Origin of the sequence: Brucella sp. NBRC 12950, assembly GCF_030268145.1 — a bacterium.
Classification (GTDB): Bacteria; Pseudomonadota; Alphaproteobacteria; order Rhizobiales; family Rhizobiaceae; genus Brucella.
In genome coordinates this window covers 46920-66511 of the sequence record NZ_BSQC01000022.1, presented here as the reverse complement: position 1 = coordinate 66511, position 19592 = coordinate 46920, and the positions used below count along the sequence as shown (strand labels likewise).

Here is a 19592-nt window from a genome sequence, read left to right as displayed (position 1 = left end):
CAGACATTGTCTTACTCCTTAACCGAAGGGACTATTCCCTTCGTAAGAGATCGGTCGAACAGCTGATAAAGCGGATGCGCCAAGGTTTGGTTGAGCGTGTTTTGCAGCGTAGCGGCCGCGAGGAGACAAGACGTCGGGGAAAACACGCGTTGCGTCAGCACAAGCATGGCCTTGCACATTCGCTGAAGCGGTTCAGGTTTAAGACGAAGTGAATTAAGTCCCGCGTCATGGAGCTGAGGGACCTGCAGCACCATTGGCTCGCACAGCAAAACGTCGCTACTCAAGAATCCCGAAAATTAACAGTGTAGGCGGGCCCCGTACTGTTCGGCAGCAATCAGCTAGTGTAATAATGCCCCTGTCAGATTGCTGGAAGTGATCTGGAGATCTTGGGGTGGGGACATGAGATACAACAGAATTGCGGCCGTTTGGGTAGCTTCCCTTAGTATAATCGCCTGCGTTTCGAACGCTTTCGCAGACAGCATTTTGGATCCACGATGGCTTCCATCAAACATGCTCAGGGCTGCGGAAAGATGTGACCTTCGGCTCCTGTCGAGCGGGGAGATTTTTAAAGCGGCAGTTCTTAATGGCACTCCGACAACTGGGGTAAATTATCCCGCCATTCACAGAATCGATCTAGGATCTGGTAAGTTTGTTGATGCTTGCATCGTCCAATACAAATATACAGCAAGGATGAACCAAAATTCGTCCAAGCAGTCATGGGATATAGCTGGTGAGGATATCAAATCTCTGGTTTCTTCATTGGAAACCAAGTCGAAAAGTAGGTTTGATGGAAAGATATTCGACGGAGACGCCGTATTTTACGAACTTGAGCAACCAAACCTAGCAGCATTTATATCAATCAAAGAAGGTAGAAGCGCGCGGCAACTAGACGTATCGGTTGGGTACTCGACGATGCCATTTGAATTATATTACAACAATATTGAGTTATCCTGTGAAATACCTAGTTATATTAAAGTTACATTTAAAAAAATTATAACTCATCGTACTCATGGCATTGTGTCTCCAGGATCGTGGGCTGAAGAGTTTTGTAAAAGAGACCCGAGGCCATGTAAGGCACAAATGTATTCAATAGTAGAAAGAGATAGAGGTTTTGCCGAAGCTATTTCCAAGTATGATCCGGATCAACGAATTAGATCCACAAATCTTAGTGAATTTAAGAAACCTACAGGCGAAATACTAAGTGGAGTACCAGGTTTCTATACATTTCAAGAAACATGGTTTCGGCATCATTGGCTTTACACGATCAACTTGAAGACAAAGAAAATGGAGCTCTATTCAGACGGAAAAATGCTAAACCTCCCCAGTTCATGCAAAGCATCACAATAATCAACAAACGGGTACGAATGTCGTCATTGCGATTTAGCTCAACGCGAAAGTGAAGAGCGACAACCTACGATACTGAGAAAATGTAAAGGGCTTGGCTAAATTAATGCCAAAATGGTTCTGGAAAAATTCAATCTATCTTTCCTGAGCTTTTGATGCTTGCTATTTTTGCTGAAGCAAATTTTCTTGTATAATATTTTATATTTTCAAAGTAATGATGTTTTTTGAAGCAGTTTATAAAGAATTTGGACAAGTTTCTAGGTAACATTAGGTCAGAGCGGGGAATTGATTATGTACAGGCTTACATTGATAACGCTTACACTTTGCGGAATTTCCTCTGTCAGCAATGCTCAGAGTTGTAATGTAATCGGGAACAGCACCTACTGCTCTGATGGCTCAAGCTCTCAGCGGATTGGGAACAGCACCTACTACAGCGACGGTTCCAGCTCTCAGCATATTGGAAATAATACCTATAACAGCGACGGCTCTAGCTCGCAGCGGATTGGGAATAGCACCTACAATAGCGACGGTTCTAGCTCTCAGCGGATTGGAAATAGCACCTACAACAGTGACGGCTCTAGTTCTCAGCGGATTGGAAACACCATCTTTTTCAATGATTAGAGTCCCATCCAACCCCTAATTGTAGTGGGTCATTCAGTGTTCCGATGATCGCATTTATCAGAACCACGCCGGGTGTGTTGATTTCCAGAGCAGATACGTTCGATAACGCGCGTTGTGTAGCAGCGGAATGGCTGGAGTGGCTGCTCCGCTGCAATTATGTCAGCCAGCACATATCCATTGTGAAACTTGGGCTTCTCGTTGCGCTCAAGTCCGGATCATCACTGGGTAATAGTTGGCAGCCGCGGTTTCAGTTCCTGCCCTCTACACGTTTAATTTTGATAAAAAGACAGATTTAGCCTCTGTCGCAAAGTCAATTATTTGCTGGCGATCAGCGAGTTCGGTCATTTCGCGCGAGAACGCGACACTTGTGACTTTACCGTCCCCTTGCGACAAAATTTCTCCGTCTGCGCTCAACTGCGGCCAATCCATACCTCTCCATACGTGATTAAACCAAGTTGAGTTCTTTGGGAATTTTCCTTCACACTTCCAAGCAATCAATCGAATTAGACTCTTTGTCACCTCAGGCGCCCCAAATTCCAGTTCTAGCGGGTCGAATTGCTCCTGTGCTTCGAAGGCTTTAAAGGGTGCAGTGTCAGGTATAACGCACATCTCGAGCATCCAATTCTCGGGTTGAAGCCTAGCTTTCTTAAGCTCTGTTGATAGATAAAGAAACGATGCGCCATATAAGGGAAGAAAATGCTCGGGGAAAAAATTAAAAGGAGCTGTTCCACCCCGAGCTCCGTGAGCCCACTTATAATTCGACCAATGATAAAAATGTCGGTCATCAAACTGATCAGATATTAACCGGACAGTATCAAGAATTCGTCTCTGAAACTCCCATAAAATCCGATACGCGTAGCGAACTTCTGTTAATGTTTTATCCAAGCTCATTCATTGCACTCCGAAGCTTTTTTAAATCATCCAGCGACCAGTTCCGATCCATATCCCTTAGTGTGGACAGTTCGCTAATCTTACGCTCTCCACATAATGCCAGAGCTTCCAGTATATCTTCCAAAATGCGAGATGGGTTTCTGGATCCTTGTCCTAGATCGTGAATAACATCATTCAGCTTCCCCCAACTTGCTCCAAGTATATTAACTTGGCCCACCGCTTCGACGGTCTGCACAGCCAGATCAGCTGTTCTACATTTATAGTTCGGTCCCAGTCCACCCATCGCCAGAAAGTATAGCTGACGACCTTCAGCGCCTCCGAATTGCTCTCTATATGCTTCAATTTCAGCGATCCATTGTGGAGCATGTTGACCGTACCCATCCCCGAGTTTGGATTCCACGAGGATATCAACCAGCATTTCAGGATCGCCAAGCCTAAACTGAAACAGAATGTCGGGCTCTACGAAATCACGAGTTGACAGACTCCATCGCGGCCAAAATTCCACATTTTGTAAAGTTGCGACTTTACAATTAGGTAACGCTTGACCGAATGTCTCTCTCAAGATCTGCCAAAGCACAGGGCCCTCAAGGTAGCTCAACCGACTGAACACAGACGCGGTTAGGAAGTCTTCAGAGGCTTTGAATATTTGTCGCCAACTCACTCTATCTCCGGAATCTCCAATAAACGTGCCCAGATCCTTGCTGTGTAACAACGCCCTTAACATCGGTTATTCTCTTTCCATGATTATTCACTACCCAAAAGCTGCATTTTAGGACCGCATTAGAACTCCGTATCGGCAAGGGATTCCCGTATCTCGACGGCGCCAGTAACCTGGAAGCGCTGTGTCGATCGCGCGCATTCAATAACCAACCTGACAGAAACGCTCGCTGCGCGCTAATTCTCGTGTGCCCCCCATAGCCTGGTGCAATTAGTTACAAAAAGACTGTCAAAGTACCCACCTAGGCTGCAAAATTGTATTGGCAGCTCCGAAGTTTTCAGGCAGCCCAGTTGTTGTCGTGGAAATTTTCCGCCAAGCACTTGCTCGCCTTTGGAGCAATTGCGAACAACGGAATATCAAACAGTGAGAACTGTCAGATCCTAAAATCGCAACAAAATGCATTACATTTCATCGTCTTCATAAATGTAAAAACTCTCTATACCGACTGCTTCTGCTGCAACTCCACCCGGCTGAAAAGGTAACGTCCATGTATTTGTGCATGTTTCGCCTTTGTATTTTGGAAGTACAGCCTTCGGGACTTCCCTCTTAAATCGTGCAGACATTTCATCGAATTGCTTTGGATTTGAGGATTTGGCGTCTTTAACGAATTTGACCGCAAGAGGATTAAGCTTAGCAAACCCTTCCTTTTTGCAATAGCCCGCAAAGAACACTAGCGCAGCTGCCATATTTCGGCCTATTTCAGAATTCGCCTTTACGCGACCTTCGTAGCCCCAGAAGGGGCAATGGTCCATCACCCATCCAGCGCATGTCATATCTCTGACCGAGACATTTTGGGCGACAGATGGCTGAGCAACGCTGCACAATATCGCAGTTACACTTAGATAGTGAGTAAACTTCAAAACCATCCCCAATTCATCACCTCAACAAGTAGAAGCAAAATATTCCGCGAATTGAAATTCTACAATAAAAAATATAAATCTCTAATGTCTTCCCATCAGCAATTTATTTCGTTTGCAAATTTTCATTTTCAGAAAAAAAATCTCTAGCCTAATATTTCTCTAATGAGCCTTCCTTTTTTACGCTTTAAATCGAATGTAGGGGCGCCTTGAATCAAATTTGACCATTTGCCAGTTCTCCACACTCACGGTATTTCTCAGGATGGGTCGAAAGAAAGCTTCTCTACGACGTTCACCTCGGCGTCGGCGCGCATGTCAGTTGCATTGGCAAAGGTCGCAAGATGCGGATCACGCCCCTGACCAAACAAATGGCGTCGCTTCTGAAACACTGGTTGAGAGAAAGAGGCAGCACTGAAACCGATCCTCTGTTCGTTACCAGGGCCGGAAACCCTTTGAGCCGCGATGCAATCGAACATCGGTTGGCGAAATATGTCGATATGGCGGGCAAGACCTTTCCGGCAATCATGCAGAAGAAGATCACCATGCATGTCTTACGGCATAGCGCCGCCATGCGCCTGATGAGGGCGGGGATCGAGCAGTCCGTCATCGCACTCTGGCTCGGGCATGAGCAGGTCGGAACGACAGATATCTATTTGCACGCCGACATGGAGATAAAGGAGCGCGCTTTGGCGAAGACCGCGCCGGCGTCAGCCCCAACTCGCCGGTTCAAACCTGACGATACCATGCTCGGCTTCTTGGAATCGTTATAGCGCGCCGCTCCCCGACCTCACAGATGGCTGGGGCGCAACTCCCCGCCCGATTATGCCGATCTTTGTGCTCTGAAGGCTGGGCTCCACTGGCTTCTGTCAGCGCATGTCGGCATAATCATAGGATCGGCATAATAGAGACTATGCCGATATCGGCATAGTCTTTATAACATTACGACCAACCATGAGGCCATGCGCCGTCTCTTCCCCAAGTTTGGTGACATGACGAACCGCGTTGATCCGCAATTAGACGTCTACCCGGACTATCCAGCCCCGGTCTTGCGAAATTTAGCAGATGGTGAGCACGAGCTGGCACATCTTCGTTGGGGAATGCCAACGCCGCCTATGTACGTTAAGGGCGAAGCTGACAGCGGCGTAACGAACCTACGCAACCTCACCTCACCTCATTGGCGGCGCTGGCAAGGTGTTGAAAGCCGCTGCGTCGTAGCAGCCACCTCATTTTCAGAATACGGGCAAGAGCCTGATCCAAAAACAAAACGTAAGCCGCTGCACTGGTTCGCTCTCAGCGAGAATAAGCCGCTCTTTGCATTTGCTGGCATTTGGACGACTTGGAAAGGGGTGCGAAAGAAGAAGGAAGGCCCGGTTGAGGTCGATATCTTTGCTTTCCTCACCACAGAGCCAAACGCCGTGGTAAAGCCCGTCCATCCCAAAGCAATGCCTGTAATCCTCCGCACGACCGAAGAAATCGATACATGGTTGCGAGCACCATGGGATGAAGCCAAAGAAATGCAGAAGCCATTGCCCGACGCTGACTTGATCGACCTGACACCGAGCAATGACAATAAGGAAGAGCAAGCTAGTTTGTTTTGAGTTGGCAATCACGAGCGGGCCAAGGCTCTTGCCGAGGTCGTAACCGGCATTTTCATGGGGCCAATACGGTCGTAGAGACGAGAGGATGGTACATACCTCACGGGTCGGCTGTAAACATATCGAATTCTCGGGCGCTATGCTCTGGTAAAAGACCGCTAGAAGCAGTTCGCGGAAAACACTATTGTCAGCCTGGCGACGCAGGCCAATAATGGCGTGTCGGTTGCGAATATGAACGGTTGCTGATCTTACCTATAGCGAATTACCCAGGCAGGTTTGGGCAAACGGACTGACAGAGCGATTATGATTCGAGAAAGGTGCACGAAGCAAATAACGACTGACGAGTAGGTGTCGATGCTGATATTCATCAGGTTGGTTTTATTGTGCTTGTTATTCATTCTGTAAATAACATAAACGTATCGGCGCTATCGGGGAATTTGAGAATTTTGAGCTACTGGCCACCATTTCAGCATGCAGAAACAGACATCTGCCTTACTCATCTTGAGCCATTTGAGTTTCGCTGCAGGGTTGGTACGGAACCAGAGCGGCGCGTGTTTGTAACGTTCGACGAACACACGTTCACGCGCAAGTTTACCCCGCAAGATCCGCCTGAGCATCTATGCTTCAAAAACAGGGTGTTCTGCCCTGTCAGATACGGTCTGTCCCTCGGGCTGCGTGAACTGATTGAAACTTTTCCAGATGTCAGAGTTTATCAAACTTGGGAAAGAGACGGGTACGTTTACTTTGCAGCCGGAGTGCCCTCGCCGCAAGGCCCGTACCATGTATTCTTCAGCGTGAAGAGGTATGATTTTTCAAAGAAAAAGAAGGGCGTCGCGATGCATGTTCAGAGCGCCTACGCGCGGGAAAAGGGTGAATACGGCGATGGACAGACAACGAACACAATCGACTTTGCCAGGCTGGTGGAGAACACCTATATGGGCCGGTCAATAAAGTTTGCTCGATAAAAATTTAAGGGCCCCCCGCAGGTGGCCCTTTGTATCCGACAGCCCAGGTTTCCCCCCGCTCGCGCGGATCCCGATTTTAATCAGGACGGAGAGGCGCTGTTGCAGTCGGTCTGTCGCCTCGCCATCCATATAGCACGTGCAAACTAATTTATCAACTAATTGTTGATTACGTGCACCTTTCAGATACTTGGATAAGTGTCAAAGCAGTCTAGCAGCCTGTTACCAGGAAAAAAATCTCAGATGAATTCGGCCTGAAACCGAAATCCGATTGGACTTCATAGGCACAGGACTGATGGCGCGGACGGCGAAGCAGATCGCGGCTTTGACGGCTGGCGATGGAAACGCATCCTCCAGACCCCGCCAGCGGGTAATCGTTGACTAGTTGGCGAGACGACGGTGGACCGTTGCTAGTGCGTCGGATCCCGACACGCACAGAAAACCTTGGGTCACAACTCTTCTTCTACATCAGTCAGCATACCATAACCGGGTTTGATCTCGCGTTGCTACAATCGCGGTGAAAGCCACACACATGATATGAATGAACAAGGCCTATAGCCATAGAATAGATGGATGAATGCGCCTAGAACTAATGCGAACATCCTATTCTTGTTCAAGTTCGACCATGAATCCATTTCGGATCTTACGACGCTCCAAGTATGGCTTCAGTTCTCCGTCAATCATATACCTCATGCCGTGGTCGCCAAGAGTGCATCCGAACAATCGCTTGATAAATAGGGTGAAATCCCAGCCCTCCCTAAAGTCGACGCCGTCTGGAAATTTATTAATTATATCATCTGCATCGTAGCAGCGGATGCCATCCCGCGAGTAGACGAATACGAACGAGGCTGGGCTTATCTCTTTCATCCGTCTACACTGTAAGAATAGTTCCCGACGGTTCTCTTTCCCCTTTGGCAGTCCGAGAAATGGACCCTCGCCATTCCAGAGCTTGGCCTGAACGATCAGCGCCTTGTCTACGACTTCTCCATTAATCTCTCCTCTGAAGCCAAATAGCATGTCAGCGCCAGAGAGGTTTTCTTCCGACCTGAGAACGTTCGCTTGGGTATCTCTTGCCCGGATAGAATATGAGTAGGGAGCACTCGGGCCCATCGAGCTTCCCGGTCTGTAAGCCGGTTCAAGTTTTAGTCCATTGAGGCCGTCTCTCAGACGTGTGAGTAGGGTGACAGTGAAGGAGTTTTCCTTGTTGATGTCCCCTCCTCGAAAGTCGGCGCACGTTTTATCAGTGATGGACGAAGCAGTCTCAGTCAAAAGTTCGAATGACGCTTCGGTCCACATAGCACACCATCAAAATGAATAGATTCTCAGCAGAACGCTGTGTATCCGAAGAAGATTAAGTTTGCGATACTGCTGGAAGCGGTATCAACACGCAACGGACTGTCTATGTCACGTCCGGCATGCACACAAACCTGCGCGCTGCACCGTTATCGTCGAGACACCGACTGCCGATACTGGTAATGATCTGCATATCAAAGGTCAGCTTGATACCGCGACCGCCAGAGCCAAGCAGGTTGATGTCAGCATTGGTGTTGGATACATCTACGACAAATAAAGGGATGCTTGGCAATAAATACCTTACTCAAGTGCTGCCATTCACAGCCAGGGTAATCCTCAACGCGATTCCGAGTTCAATGGACGTGCTCTAAATCACTCGCTAAAGATCTGAAACAAAATAAACTAAAGGTTAGTGATCAGCCGTTCTATAGACTTGGGAAACCAGTTCCCTGAGGCAAGTTTCTGCACATCAACTGTAATTACCTCTAACACCGGCCGATCAAGAGTCTCAAGCTCGAACTCGTCAATCTTTCCTGATGGCAGGTCCCGGGAGGCCGGGTACACAAGCGCCAGGCGCTTGCAACGATACCGACTAGCGTAAGCGTTCATTTGATAAGCGTCGCTACCAGCAACGCCCGAGTTGGGCAGACCGAGATCGAGGCGTTTCCACTTTGCATCAAAAATGGCCACACAATCACTTCCATCATCAACGGTTATGTCGGGCTGTAGCTCAAATGCCGACGTTGCGAGCTTTTTGATCGGCCCTTGAAGGCCTACGGAAAAGTTCCCCCCATGCATCGCGCATAGCTGACGGACACGTATTCCGAGCACCCTCTCAAAGAGCTTTTCCATGTTAAACATCAACGCTGATCCATCGACAGCTCCTGTACGAACGTCCGGAAAAAGCCCTGAAAGCAGAAAGCCCGCGCGTACAAACACCTCTTCCCAATACCGGATTGTGCGATCGAAGCTGAGAGATTTAATATGATGAACGTTGACCTTGCGATCGCTCACTTCGTCAAAGCGATTGAGAAGACCCGCGACTACAGACCGGGTAAGTGCGCTCATTGCAAAACGATGAAGAATCCTAAGAACCTCTTTGAGAGTCTGATTGTATTTATTGTCGAAACTGCGCTCATCGAAACTACAGAGCAGCCGTGATCGGTCGAACGCATTTGCACGAAGATGTTCGGTCAGTTCCAGCCGTCCGCGAACAGCGTTGAGGCTTACCTTCATCTCTTCGTATCTGGCAATCCCTCCCTTTTTGAGAGCCGCTCTCACAAGACAACAGAAATCCTCAATGAAAACGTCCAGGAGATGGTTTTGCTGTTGGGCCAACCGAGCTTCGGGCAGCCTCCTCGATCCAAGTTGACCCGCAATGGCCAGCATCGATATCAGCAGGCCCCGCATATCGTCCGACCTGTCGTCGCCAGCGTCGATCTTCGGCAGCACTTCAATCGTCAGCAGATCTGTCTGAAATACACCGCAAAATGGCCCGAACTTCAGCGTCTTGTGGCCCCATGTGACGGCGCCACGGGGCAAAATTTGCACCATCTTTGCAATACTTTCGGCTTCCGGCTCGCTTATCATACCACCCGGACCAAAACTGACGCTTTCCCGCTCCCTGAACGTTAGACGTTTCATTCCAGCGGCTCGTAGATTTTGCGGATCGAGTCTGGAGTGATCTCTTCTTCCCGAACGATCTCAAAAGCCTCTGCTTCGCCAATTTCGGTCGTATCGACATTGGGAAACAGCTCCGCAGTACTGAGCTTTCGTATCCGCACCAGTTGCATATCTTTCGTGACTGCCTGGTCGGCGAGAACATAGCGGATCCGACGCCAGTCGTCGTAAAACGCCTCCTGTAGAAACGGCAAGATTTCTCTCGCGAACACGCGACGCAGTTCTCTGAATGATTTCACGTTCAGAAAATAGCTATGTCCCAGAGTCTGTTCGCGATGGAGCAGGTGAGACAAACGCGCATTCATGGTCTCAAGCAGCTGACGCAGATCGATTGAATCGCCCTCGCCGTCATCGATGGTTTCGAGCAATTCCGGCTTCGGTGTAAGCTCTTCAAATCTGAAACGCCTGCGTAATGCACTGTCCAGCAAAGCAATCGATCGGTCGGCTGTATTCATGGTCCCAATAACGTCGACATTTGCGGGCACACCGAAAGGCTCGGGTGAGTTTGGCAGTGTAACCTCCAGCCCCGTACAATCTGCCAACCGCTCACCCGATGCGTCCGTACGAATTCGCTTATCAACCTCAATCAGAGTGATTAGTTCGCCAAAGATTTTCGAAACGTTTCCACGATTGATTTCATCTATAAATAGCGCAAATCGCTTGTCCGGTGCATTCCGTGCGCGTTCACAAAGTCTTTTCAGTACCCCTGGCTGGACACGATACGTAACAGTGTCGCCGTTCATGACTGGTCGAATACCTTCAACAAAATCCTCATACGCGTAGTTCTGATGAAATGTGACAAATTCGAAGCGATTGCCCGTTACATCCTGATACTGCGGCAGATAATCCTTCATCAGGCGATGTGTCTTGCCGGTTCCCGGTGGTCCAAAGAGGATGATATTAAGTGGTACTGTGGCTCTCTTAGATGACAAAGCTACTGACCCGGCGTCGCCGCTGATGGCTGCTGCGCTGGATGTCAAGGGTGGTAGCGCCTTCCAGAGACGTTCCAGTGTTCGGGCCGCTTTCGACCTTATCTCAATTCCCGAAGATTGAGGTGTCCATTGCTGTTCAGGTTCCCTGCTTTGCAGATTATCCAGTGAAACAATTGGGTCAGTTGTGGCATCGCGAACCACGTCAAATGCGACATCCACAAAACCCGCCGTTTCGCCCGCTTCAGCACGTTCCAGTTCCCAGTGCTCAAATTCATACGGAGCGCGTGTGACTTTACCACTGGCCACAATGCCCTTCGGATGATTGCCTATGCGAGCGAGGAAGACGCGATCCCCCTCTTGCGGTTTCCCCGAGTTGCACCGCCACGGCTTATGAGCCTTCTCTGCACTAATCGTTATAGCACGATCAGAAGCAAGCGTATCCCAGTTCCATTTGCCAGGATTCCAAGTGAGAAGCCAACTTTTCGTCTGGTTCTTCCACTGAGCTTCAATTTCTTCCTGATAGAAATCAATGTTGCCGCCATGTTCAGCTTCAAGTCGGCGGCGCAAATCGAGCAACGCCCTGTCGATTTCGACAGTGCTCGATTTGCGGATCTCCCTTTCTGGCACGTTTTCGAAACCCGCGAGAATCTTGCGTTTGTCGCCTTCCGAGCTGATCCGCTCGAAAGTGTCAGGGAACAACAGATGGGAAAGAATGTGGATCACTTGCCTTCGTCTTGCTTCGGGAAGGTCGCTGAGCCAGCCAGAGAAAGCCCAAGGATCCGTAGCGATCCGACGCCGATCTTCAACATCGCGAACTTTGTAGTTCCGCAGGGCACTAATCAAAAAGGAGAGCTCTCGCCAACGGTGTGTGTTGTACGCAGTGCCCGCGGAACCAATCCCTCCAAGCACAGCGTCAGACAGAATTGGATTTGCTGGGTCCAACGCGCTTCCGGACCACGACCAGACCTCTAAGACATTCTCGCGCTTCTTCCCTGCACTAACGTTTGATGGAAAGAGCTGTGTTAGCCATAAACACTCTGCCATTAGCTGGCGGCATTCAGGCGAGCCTTCTGCGAGCTGAATTTTCAACTTCGAGAGGAAATCGCCTTCCCCGGCGTCGAGGTTTCTCACAAAGCGTCTATCAAGTTCTTCAAGTAACCCAACTGTCCATAAATTAGTGTCAGCCGAAAAAACTGATCTCTCGGTGAGAAGACCAAATTCTTTCCATTTTGCTGCGGCATCATAAATTGGATCGACAGTTTGATTTGGATTAAATCTAGACACGTGCCCTCTGTTCCGATCTCTCAATAGAATGCCAGAATTTTTACAGATCAGTTAGCCTTCAAGCGAAGAATTACTGAGCAGTTTCGATTTCCCCAAAACTGTAGCGGTAGGAGATTTCGCGTTCAATCGAAAGGTGCTGGCTGCTTTTTGCTTATCCCAAGGATTGTCTAGCTGGTCTGGCTCCCAAACATCTAGACTTAGAGATATTTTACTGTTGCATCTCAGTATCCACACCAAGCGAGCCGGTAGCTCTTAACATAATGGGAAAGTGTATGGGTTGAAGTTGTGGTTCTGCTCAGGTAACCCCAATTTTGAGCAGGGTATTTCGTGGGGCGATAATGTTCGAATTCTTTTTAATTATTATAGCGCTTGTCATCTTAAATGAGCTCCTGACCAAAATGGGCGTTACAAAAAAAGCCGATAAGGTCGCCCCTATTCTCGCAAAGCAGCCTGCTCCTAGAGTTGATAGCACGGTCGATTTCGAACAACAGAACCGTGAATGGCGAGCAAAATGGGAACCTCTCGTTGACCGTTCAAAATGGATTTCGTCTGGGACAGCAGAAAGGATCGTTCAGCAGTTTCCTGCTCCTGAAAGGCCGACCAGCTTTATGGACAGACTGGTTAATCCAAACCCGGCTCTTGAAGCACTGAAGTTCGAATTCATGGCAGGCAATATTCTATTTAAATCGCAACAGAAAGTCCGTCTGAAACACCTATTCGATACGATAGAAAAGAACCCGCTAACGGACGAGCAGATTGATGCGTGTATCTGTATGGACAACAGCGTGCAGATCGTCGCTGCGGCTGGATCCGGAAAAACCTCAACAATGGTTGCTAAAGCTGCCTATGCTTTGCACGAAGGTCTTACGAAGGGGCATCAGATCCTGGTGCTGGCTTTTAATAAAGACGCTGCGAACGAATTGCGGACCAGAATCCAGGCCCGACTAGCAGATTTCGAAGGTGCTAACGATATCAAGGTCGAAACGTTTCATAGCTTCGGATTGCAGGTTATCGCGCAGGCCACCGGTAAAAAGCCCGCTCTTGCCCGATGGGTGGAACATCCGGGTCAAGACATAGCGGAAATCGAGCGAATAGTCGAAGATCTCTCTGCAAAAGACACGGAGTTTCGCAATGACTGGAATCTATTCCGGCTCGTGTATGGTCGGGATATAGGTCGTTCAGGAGAGAAAGCCGAGCCTGATGCTTATCAAAATGGCCGACGCGGCCATCGAACAGCAAACGACGAAATTGTCAAAAGTAAAGAAGAGCGGTTGATCGCTGACTGGTTATTCTATCACAGCGTTCCCTATGAATATGAGCGTGATTATGAACATGTGACCGCTAACGAAGCCGCCCGGCAGTATCAGCCTGACTTTTTCTATCCACAAATCAAACTCTACCACGAGCATTTTGCGCTTGGTGCAAATGGCAAAGCGCCGCCTCATTTTGGACCCGGATATGTCAAAGGCGTGGCTTGGAAGCGTGGTTTGCACGCACAGATGGGGACTTCTCTTTTTGAAACGACATCATATGAGATTGCAAAAGGAAATGCTTTAAACAAGCTCCACGGCGAATTGAGGAAACGTGGACAGGCTGTTTCCTTCAATCCGGCTCGGCAGGCGAAGGGCACTCAGCCGGTCAGCAACCGGGAAATCATGAACATTGTGCGGATTTTTCAGCAACACGTGAAGAGCAATGGCCTTAGCCCTGCTCTCCTGGATAAGGCAGCCCTTGATCAGTCACATGAAGGCAACGCTGCACGGGTTGAGCTATTTATGAAATTGTACAAGCGCATTTCGGGCGAATGGGAAAGGCGACTGAAAGCGACCAATAGCATTGATTTCGAAGACATGCTTGTGCAGGCAGCACATCATGTAGAAAGCCAAGCCTATCGCAGCCCGTTCAATATTGTACTCGCAGATGAATTTCAGGATTCTTCGCGCGCTCGAATTCGCCTTTTGAAGGGGCTTCTTAAGAGCGAGACTGATCATGTTCACCTTTGTGTTGTCGGAGACGATTGGCAAGGCATCAACCGCTTTGCAGGCGCGGACATTTCCGTGATGACTGAATTTGACAAGCAGTTTTCGCACGCTACTCAATTACGCTTGAGCACGACGTTTCGCTGCCCTCAAACCCTTTGCGACATTTCCAGTCAATTCATTCAAGCCAATCCCGTTCAGATCAAAAAATCAGTCAAGACGACGAGCACCTACGCCAACGTGTCAGTGCTAGCGTTCGGATTTGAAGACATGTCGAATGCTTCACGCCACCTCGCTGAACAGTTCGATTTAATGTGCAGATATATAGATGCTGGAAGACTTAAAACGAGCGGCGGCGACCGCATCAGCGTATTGTTACTTGGGAGGTATCGGAATGATGCTCCTCATGAGCTAAAATCATGGCAAAGCCGGTACGGAGAACATCTCGATATTTCCTTTAAAACAGTCCATTCCTCAAAGGGACTGGAAGCAGACTACGTAGTGATACTCAACGTCGTCGAGGGCTTCCGAGGCTTTCCGAGCCAGATGGAAGATGACCCCCTTTTGCAGATTCCGATGCCTGCGCCCGACCCGTTCCCCATGGCCGAAGAACGCAGACTGTTCTACGTCGCAATGACCCGTGCGAAACGGCAGGTTCGGATCTACACAAGCCTCGCCACACCGTCTCGCTTCGTGAACGAGCTAGTGACCAAAAGTGAATTGAAAATCGAAGCAGTAGACGGAGACGTGAAAGAACCGTGCCCCAAATGTGACATCGGTGTTCTGATACTTCGGTCGAGCAAGTATGGGGAATTTCTAGGCTGTAGTCGTTATCCGAGATGTGAATTCAAGCGTAACTGCACGACCATCGGTGAAGCGTGAGCATTTCGCTCTTAGACGCACGCTCATAGGTGCTCGCGAATTCGCATGCACGAGTCTAAAATTATGTTCGAAAGCGCGCCTGTTGCTAAGGCTTGATGGTAATGGGTCTTAACCACATTCATCGTTCAAGTTCATTGCTCCATTGAAGCAACGTCGGCGGCGGATCGCTGGTGTCATTAGGTTTGAAGTAGAGCGTGTCGATTGCAATAATTCTAGCGAACTGATTATAGCAAAGCTTTGAAAACTACAATAAAGCGACCTGCAGTTTAACTCGCTGTCGCAATGAGGGGCAATAAATGAAGTTTCTACGCATACTTGCAGTAATGATAATACCCGTTTTTTCATTTCTCAGCACCGCTGCTGCGGCGAACGGGGTGAAAACATGGCATGACGAAACAGTATGGCGGTTGAAATTAGCACTGAATAGAATGCCGCTGCATCTCTTACCACGTGCAACTAAGCTCAATGTGAAATTTATCATCACATCGCGAGGTGAGATTAGGAAGGTTCTAGTGCATTCCAACCCTTCTATGCCAGCGCTCGATACCTGGGTTAAGAAAAAGCTTGAAAGCGTTAAGTCCATAACCGCACCCCCTAGCGGAAAAGATGAACGTGCTGGATTCTCGGTCAAAGTTGCAGTGACGCTCGAATAGTCACTGTTTTCCTCGCTTAAGAGCATGGGTGGGTTTCCCCAAAGGGTAGCGTCTGAACCGACCAGGCTGAGCTTCGGTCACACTCCTTCAATATCGCCGCACTCAGCAAAATGAGTTGAGGGGGCGCCATCCTAGGCGAGGAGTTCGTTCCATTGGATCAGTGGAACTCTGAAACAGACATTCGTTCAAAACGATCGAGGCCACTACTTAACTGACAATAACGACGTGAGCTCGAACTGCCCATTCTTTGCTTGGTAGATAAGTGAATGGAGATAGCCACCAGGGCTCTTAATTCCATCTGCGCGCTGCAAAATCCAGGCGACAACAGTTGAGGCCCCTTCCCTACCCAAAATAACAGCGGCTTCGCGCCATGTGTTCTCTGCTATGCCGAGGAAAGATGACACAACGCTTGCTGCATTAAGAAGATCGCGCCAGCAGTTAATTCCATGAGCAGCATAGGCCGTAATATCGGGACAAGATCTCAGGACCATATCCAAAGGCAACGGCGTCAATTGTTGGGAAGACGTGACTGGAGACGATGCAGGTTGGTCCGTTTCAAGCATTTTCTCAGTCAAATCATTCAATTTTACATTTTTAGAATCTAAAAGGGATTCTGTGGGGGATTCATAATAGTGCCGCTCAGATTGAGCGGCTGTGCCGCTTATTTCCGGATCATTCTCGTTGTTTTCCAACAAGTTAGTGAGTTCTGAGTGAATTGCTTCAAAATTTGCCTTGATTGAGTTCAGTTCGGCGGCGGAGGCACGACGTGGAATGGTATCGACAATCGTCCGAAAACGACAGAAAAGCGCACTAAGCGTTTCCGTCTGATCAGCGGTTTCGAACTTCGCGGCGATCTCTCGTCTCGCCACAGAGACTTCATCGCGTAGCATCTTGAGTGCACGCTGCCGGGCAAGAATGGTCTCAGCCTTCTGCGCTATTTCGGGTGCCCGTTCTATTAAAGGTGCAAAAGAAAAGCCAAAAGCCAGCTCAACAGCCCCTGCCCCGTCTTTGTGCGCGTAGCGTTTACAGTTTGGGCTGTCCTTTCGAGCAATAATACCTGCATTGATAAGCGTCGACAGATGCCGGCGAAGTGTGGATTCAGGCATACCGTGCGCGCGCAGTGACAACTGTCGGTTTGATGGAAACACGACAGGTTGGTTATTCGCACTGATTTGATCATCCGGCAGGAAAGACAAAAGCGAGCTTAAGACTGCAAGGCAGCGATCATTCAGGTTAAACTCAGATTTTGCAATGCAGAGCTGTTTGTACAAAGCCCATCTGCTAACACCCGTGCTAGCTGCCGAAGTCTGCTTTGAATTTTGACAAACAGACTTTAATCGCCTGCGTAAAGCAGACGTGACATTCTCCAAAACTTGCATTTCCTTCTACCTTTCTCAAGGCAAAAGAAAGTTGCCCGCCAAAATGACGCCAGTGACTCTTGACACTGATTCGAGGAAATGCGATTCTCAGTCTGCTAGAACTTCGAGAAGGGCTTCCACGACGGTGACGTTAGGGGGCCTTTTTCTTTTGCGGTTAATCTCCTGTTGAACGGCTGCCCTCGCTATATTCACTGTGAAGGCGTTCGAAATTCTTGGAAATCCAATCTCCAAACGCTTTACCTTCTGCGCTCGAAAACTCGAGCGTCAGCGATTTTGGTTTTGGACGTGAGACGATCTCCACCCTGCGGTCCTGCGATGTCCACGATGTAAGAGCTTGGACGTCCTTGAGGCGGGGCTCTTTGGCAACAGCGAAAGCAGCCTCAAAGCGATCTGAGCTGCTCTTACTAGCAAACTCTTCGGTTTCAATAAGCGCTCGCACTCGATCAATAGCTGCTGTCGACAAAAGTGACGAGAAGCTTTCCCATCTCGGGCGGCCGACCCCGGGTGCAGTCCCTATTTTCTCGACAATGTCGGCTGGTAGTTTGCTCGCGAGGGAAATCATTTCAGAGAGGACGCCCTTCGAACGCGTCCCGAACGTTGCCATGATCACTGCACGTGACGTTCCACGGTCTTCTAGACGCTTGGCGAAGAAAACCTTTTCAATGAAGCTCAGGTCTTTTCGTTCCAGATTTTCACTGCCCTGTGCAATGACGAGCTCATCGTCCGATAGTTCCCGAACAAATGCTTTAACTTTCAATCCAAGTTGCTTGAGAGCCGCTACCCGGCGGTGTCCGTAGGCGAGCTGGTAATGACCCGATCTAATGGGGTGTGGGCGAACGAGGACTGGGACAGCCTGGCCGTTCTCTCGGATGCTTTCGAGCAAACCATTGAAATCTTCCGAGTTGTGGTCCTGAAGGCGATCAGACACGAAAGAGGATTCAATGTCGCTCGCATCCAGCTCTACGATCGCACTCCCGCTCGAAAGTGCTTCTCGGAGTGCGTCAGCTTCATGAGAGAGTCCTGAGATGGCGTCGTTCATGCTTTGAAGAGCGCCAGATGTGACCTGAGGTCGACGCGGAGAGTTCTCAGCTGAGAACTCTGCATCCTGTTTTATCGGAGATAGATAATCTCTAAGGGCGTCGCGTCGTTTGCTCATCACCTACCCCATGCTTCTTTTACGAGTTGTTCCAATTCACCATTGACCGCATCGAGCGCTTCAATTGCTCGGTCATAGGTCTGGCGGTGGAAGTTCTCACGGCCGACTTCATAAAGAGTTTGTTTTGTGATCCCCGCGTCTGAAATAGCTGCAGACTTCACCATCGAGCTGGTTAGGACGCGATCTCCGAACAGGCTCTTCAGCAATCCAGCAATTTGTGATTGGGAACTGTCGTTCGGTTCGTAACGTGTGAGAACGTAGCGGAACCAGTCGTAGTTAGCATTCCCCCCTGCCCTCTCGACAACATCGAACAATCCTGCAGTCATGTGCAAAAACTGGCTCATAGAAGCGACGTCCAACATTTGCGGATGAATTGTCACGAGCACTGATGTTGCGGCACATAAGGCAGAGAGTGTTAGATAACCAAGAGACGGTGGACAATCGAGTACAACGACATCGTAATCAGTTTCGACGCTGCTCAAAGCAGATGCGACCCGTGTAAAGAACATCTTATCGCTTGAACGAGACGAGGACGTGAGTGCTCGCGGAGTTTCATGTTCGAACTCCTGCAGTTCAAGGTTCCCTGGGATGATGTCGAGACCGGTAAAATAGGTTCTTCTGATGATGTCCTTTAGCGGTCTTTGCGCTTCATCATACCGGATGGCGCCATAAAGGGTCTCGTTCGCTTCGAGATCAAATTCTGGCTGAATACCAAACAGAGCAGAAAGTGACGCCTGAGGATCGAGATCGACCGCAAGGACCCTATAGCCGCGGAGCGCAAAATATTGCGCGAGGTGAGCGGCCGTTGTCGTTTTGCCGGACCCACCCTTAAAGTTGGTGACCGCAATGACTTGAAGACGATCATCTGCTTCGCGGCGCTGAATATAAGCTTTCTTATTTTTTCCCAGGTGCTCACGAAGAGCGTGGATCTGCTCGAGTGAGTACAGACGGCGTCCAGCTGCGTTCTTTTCAGCATCGCCAATGACGCCCTCGTTCACAAGCGTACGAAGATAAACGTCGCTGATGCCTAACAACTTTGCGGCTTCACCAGGCGCAAATTTTCTGAGTTCTTTCTGGGCGGTCGGAGGAAAAGCACGGGCTCGCAACTGTTGAAGCTGAGCGCTCAATGTGTCAGCGTCGCCTTCGATCAGTCGGGTGAGCGACTTCTCGACAGGTGATTGCTTTGTTTCGGCATTGGCGGTGGTGATCATTAAAAGCGCTCAACTTCAGTATTTGAGATATTGAGCGTCAAGATGGCGTTGTTTCCCTGAGTCGTCAACAACTTTAAAGTTAATACTTAGTTAACTGGACGGCCCTGCTGGTTCAACCCAATTAGCATGCGCAGCATGCCGGGTTCTCAGCTGAG

At 49.2% G+C, this 19592-nt stretch carries 16 protein-coding genes; 6 read left to right on the top strand and 10 right to left on the bottom strand.

Annotation, left to right across the window (positions count from 1 at the left end; all coding sequences use genetic code 11):
- The first annotated feature begins 399 nt into the window (after positions 1-399).
- On the top strand, positions 400-1347 hold the full coding sequence (locus QSJ70_RS25750) for a hypothetical protein (RefSeq protein WP_285540876.1): 948 nt from the start codon (positions 400-402) through the stop codon (positions 1345-1347).
- Positions 1348-2226: 879 nt separating this feature from the next.
- Here QSJ70_RS25750 and QSJ70_RS25745 read toward each other — a convergent pair.
- The 3 genes from QSJ70_RS25745 to QSJ70_RS25735 form a co-directional block, all read right to left on the bottom strand.
- Positions 2227-2856 (bottom strand): PM0109 family protein, encoded by a 630-nt coding sequence (locus QSJ70_RS25745; RefSeq protein ID WP_285540875.1) that lies wholly within the window; start codon positions 2854-2856, stop codon positions 2227-2229.
- The gene (locus QSJ70_RS25740) at positions 2843-3517 is read right to left on the bottom strand and encodes a hypothetical protein (protein WP_285540874.1); all 675 of its coding nucleotides are present in this window, start codon (positions 3515-3517) and stop codon (positions 2843-2845) included. The genes QSJ70_RS25745 and QSJ70_RS25740 overlap by 14 nt, the downstream gene beginning before the upstream one ends.
- Before the next feature lie 458 nt (positions 3518-3975).
- A complete protein-coding gene (locus tag QSJ70_RS25735) occupies positions 3976-4434 on the bottom strand; it encodes a hypothetical protein (RefSeq protein WP_285540873.1) in 459 nt (152 codons plus the stop codon).
- A gap of 320 nt (positions 4435-4754) precedes the next feature.
- On the opposite strand from QSJ70_RS25735, the gene QSJ70_RS25730 reads away from it, so the two are divergent.
- The 3 genes from QSJ70_RS25730 to QSJ70_RS25720 all read left to right on the top strand — a co-directional run bounded on the left by QSJ70_RS25730 (position 4755) and on the right by QSJ70_RS25720 (position 6991).
- Positions 4755-5201 carry a tyrosine-type recombinase/integrase gene (locus QSJ70_RS25730; RefSeq protein WP_285540880.1) on the top strand — a complete coding sequence of 149 codons (447 nt, stop codon included), beginning with the start codon at positions 4755-4757 and terminating at the stop codon, positions 5199-5201.
- Positions 5202-5369: 168 nt separating this feature from the next.
- A complete protein-coding gene (locus tag QSJ70_RS25725; RefSeq protein ID WP_285540879.1) occupies positions 5370-6029 on the top strand; it encodes an SOS response-associated peptidase in 660 nt (219 codons plus the stop codon).
- A 443-nt stretch (positions 6030-6472) separates the two neighbouring features.
- A complete protein-coding gene (locus QSJ70_RS25720; RefSeq protein WP_285540872.1) occupies positions 6473-6991 on the top strand; it encodes a YjaZ family protein in 519 nt (172 codons plus the stop codon).
- A 600-nt stretch (positions 6992-7591) separates the two neighbouring features.
- Here QSJ70_RS25720 and QSJ70_RS25715 read toward each other — a convergent pair.
- The 4 genes from QSJ70_RS25715 to QSJ70_RS25700 form a co-directional block, all read right to left on the bottom strand.
- Positions 7592-8098, bottom strand: a complete 507-nt coding sequence (locus QSJ70_RS25715) for a hypothetical protein (RefSeq protein ID WP_285540871.1) — start codon at positions 8096-8098, stop codon at positions 7592-7594.
- A gap of 289 nt (positions 8099-8387) precedes the next feature.
- Positions 8388-8573: a hypothetical protein gene (locus QSJ70_RS25710; RefSeq protein WP_285540870.1), complete on the bottom strand. Its 186-nt coding sequence runs from the start codon at positions 8571-8573 to the stop codon at positions 8388-8390.
- Between the two features lie 110 nt (positions 8574-8683).
- On the bottom strand, positions 8684-9835 hold the full coding sequence (locus QSJ70_RS25705; protein WP_285540868.1) for an McrC family protein: 1152 nt from the start codon (positions 9833-9835) through the stop codon (positions 8684-8686).
- Positions 9836-9921: 86 nt separating this feature from the next.
- Complete coding sequence (locus QSJ70_RS25700; protein WP_285540866.1) at positions 9922-12177, bottom strand: McrB family protein; 2256 nt, start codon at positions 12175-12177, stop codon at positions 9922-9924.
- A 338-nt stretch (positions 12178-12515) separates the two neighbouring features.
- Here QSJ70_RS25700 and QSJ70_RS25695 point away from each other — a divergent pair, with 338 nt between their 5' ends.
- Together QSJ70_RS25695 and QSJ70_RS25690 are read left to right on the top strand one after the other, a co-directional pair.
- A complete protein-coding gene (locus QSJ70_RS25695) occupies positions 12516-15038 on the top strand; it encodes a UvrD-helicase domain-containing protein (RefSeq protein ID WP_285540864.1) in 2523 nt (840 codons plus the stop codon).
- A 296-nt stretch (positions 15039-15334) separates the two neighbouring features.
- Positions 15335-15691, top strand: a complete 357-nt coding sequence (locus QSJ70_RS25690; RefSeq protein WP_285540862.1) for a hypothetical protein — start codon at positions 15335-15337, stop codon at positions 15689-15691.
- 203 nt (positions 15692-15894) lie between these two features.
- Here the strand turns inward: QSJ70_RS25690 and repC are convergent, their stop codons facing one another.
- From repC to repA, 3 genes are all read right to left on the bottom strand, one after another.
- A complete protein-coding gene (repC, locus tag QSJ70_RS25685; protein WP_285540859.1) occupies positions 15895-17070 on the bottom strand; it encodes a plasmid replication protein RepC in 1176 nt (391 codons plus the stop codon).
- A gap of 154 nt (positions 17071-17224) precedes the next feature.
- Positions 17225-18226, bottom strand: a complete 1002-nt coding sequence (repB, locus tag QSJ70_RS25680) for a plasmid partitioning protein RepB (RefSeq protein ID WP_285540857.1) — start codon at positions 18224-18226, stop codon at positions 17225-17227.
- Complete coding sequence (gene repA, locus QSJ70_RS25675) at positions 18226-19437, bottom strand: plasmid partitioning protein RepA (protein WP_285540855.1); 1212 nt, start codon at positions 19435-19437, stop codon at positions 18226-18228. Before repA ends, repB begins: the two co-directional genes overlap by 1 nt.
- Positions 19438-19592: the final 155 nt, after the last annotated feature.

Coding starts and splice junctions, on each gene's coding strand:
- QSJ70_RS25705 (WP_285540868.1), bottom strand. CDS start 9,835: ATGGTGCAAATTTTGCCCCGTGGCGCCGTCACATGGGGCCACAAGACG.
- QSJ70_RS25715 (WP_285540871.1), bottom strand. CDS start 8,098: ATGGGCCCGAGTGCTCCCTACTCATATTCTATCCGGGCAAGAGATACC.
- repB (WP_285540857.1), bottom strand. CDS start 18,226: ATGAGCAAACGACGCGACGCCCTTAGAGATTATCTATCTCCGATAAAA.
- QSJ70_RS25690 (WP_285540862.1), top strand. CDS start 15,335: ATGAAGTTTCTACGCATACTTGCAGTAATGATAATACCCGTTTTTTCA.
- repC (WP_285540859.1), bottom strand. CDS start 17,070: ATGCAAGTTTTGGAGAATGTCACGTCTGCTTTACGCAGGCGATTAAAG.
- QSJ70_RS25750 (WP_285540876.1), top strand. CDS start 400: ATGAGATACAACAGAATTGCGGCCGTTTGGGTAGCTTCCCTTAGTATA.
- repA (WP_285540855.1), bottom strand. CDS start 19,437: ATGATCACCACCGCCAATGCCGAAACAAAGCAATCACCTGTCGAGAAG.
- QSJ70_RS25745 (WP_285540875.1), bottom strand. CDS start 2,856: ATGAGCTTGGATAAAACATTAACAGAAGTTCGCTACGCGTATCGGATT.
- QSJ70_RS25695 (WP_285540864.1), top strand. CDS start 12,516: ATGTTCGAATTCTTTTTAATTATTATAGCGCTTGTCATCTTAAATGAG.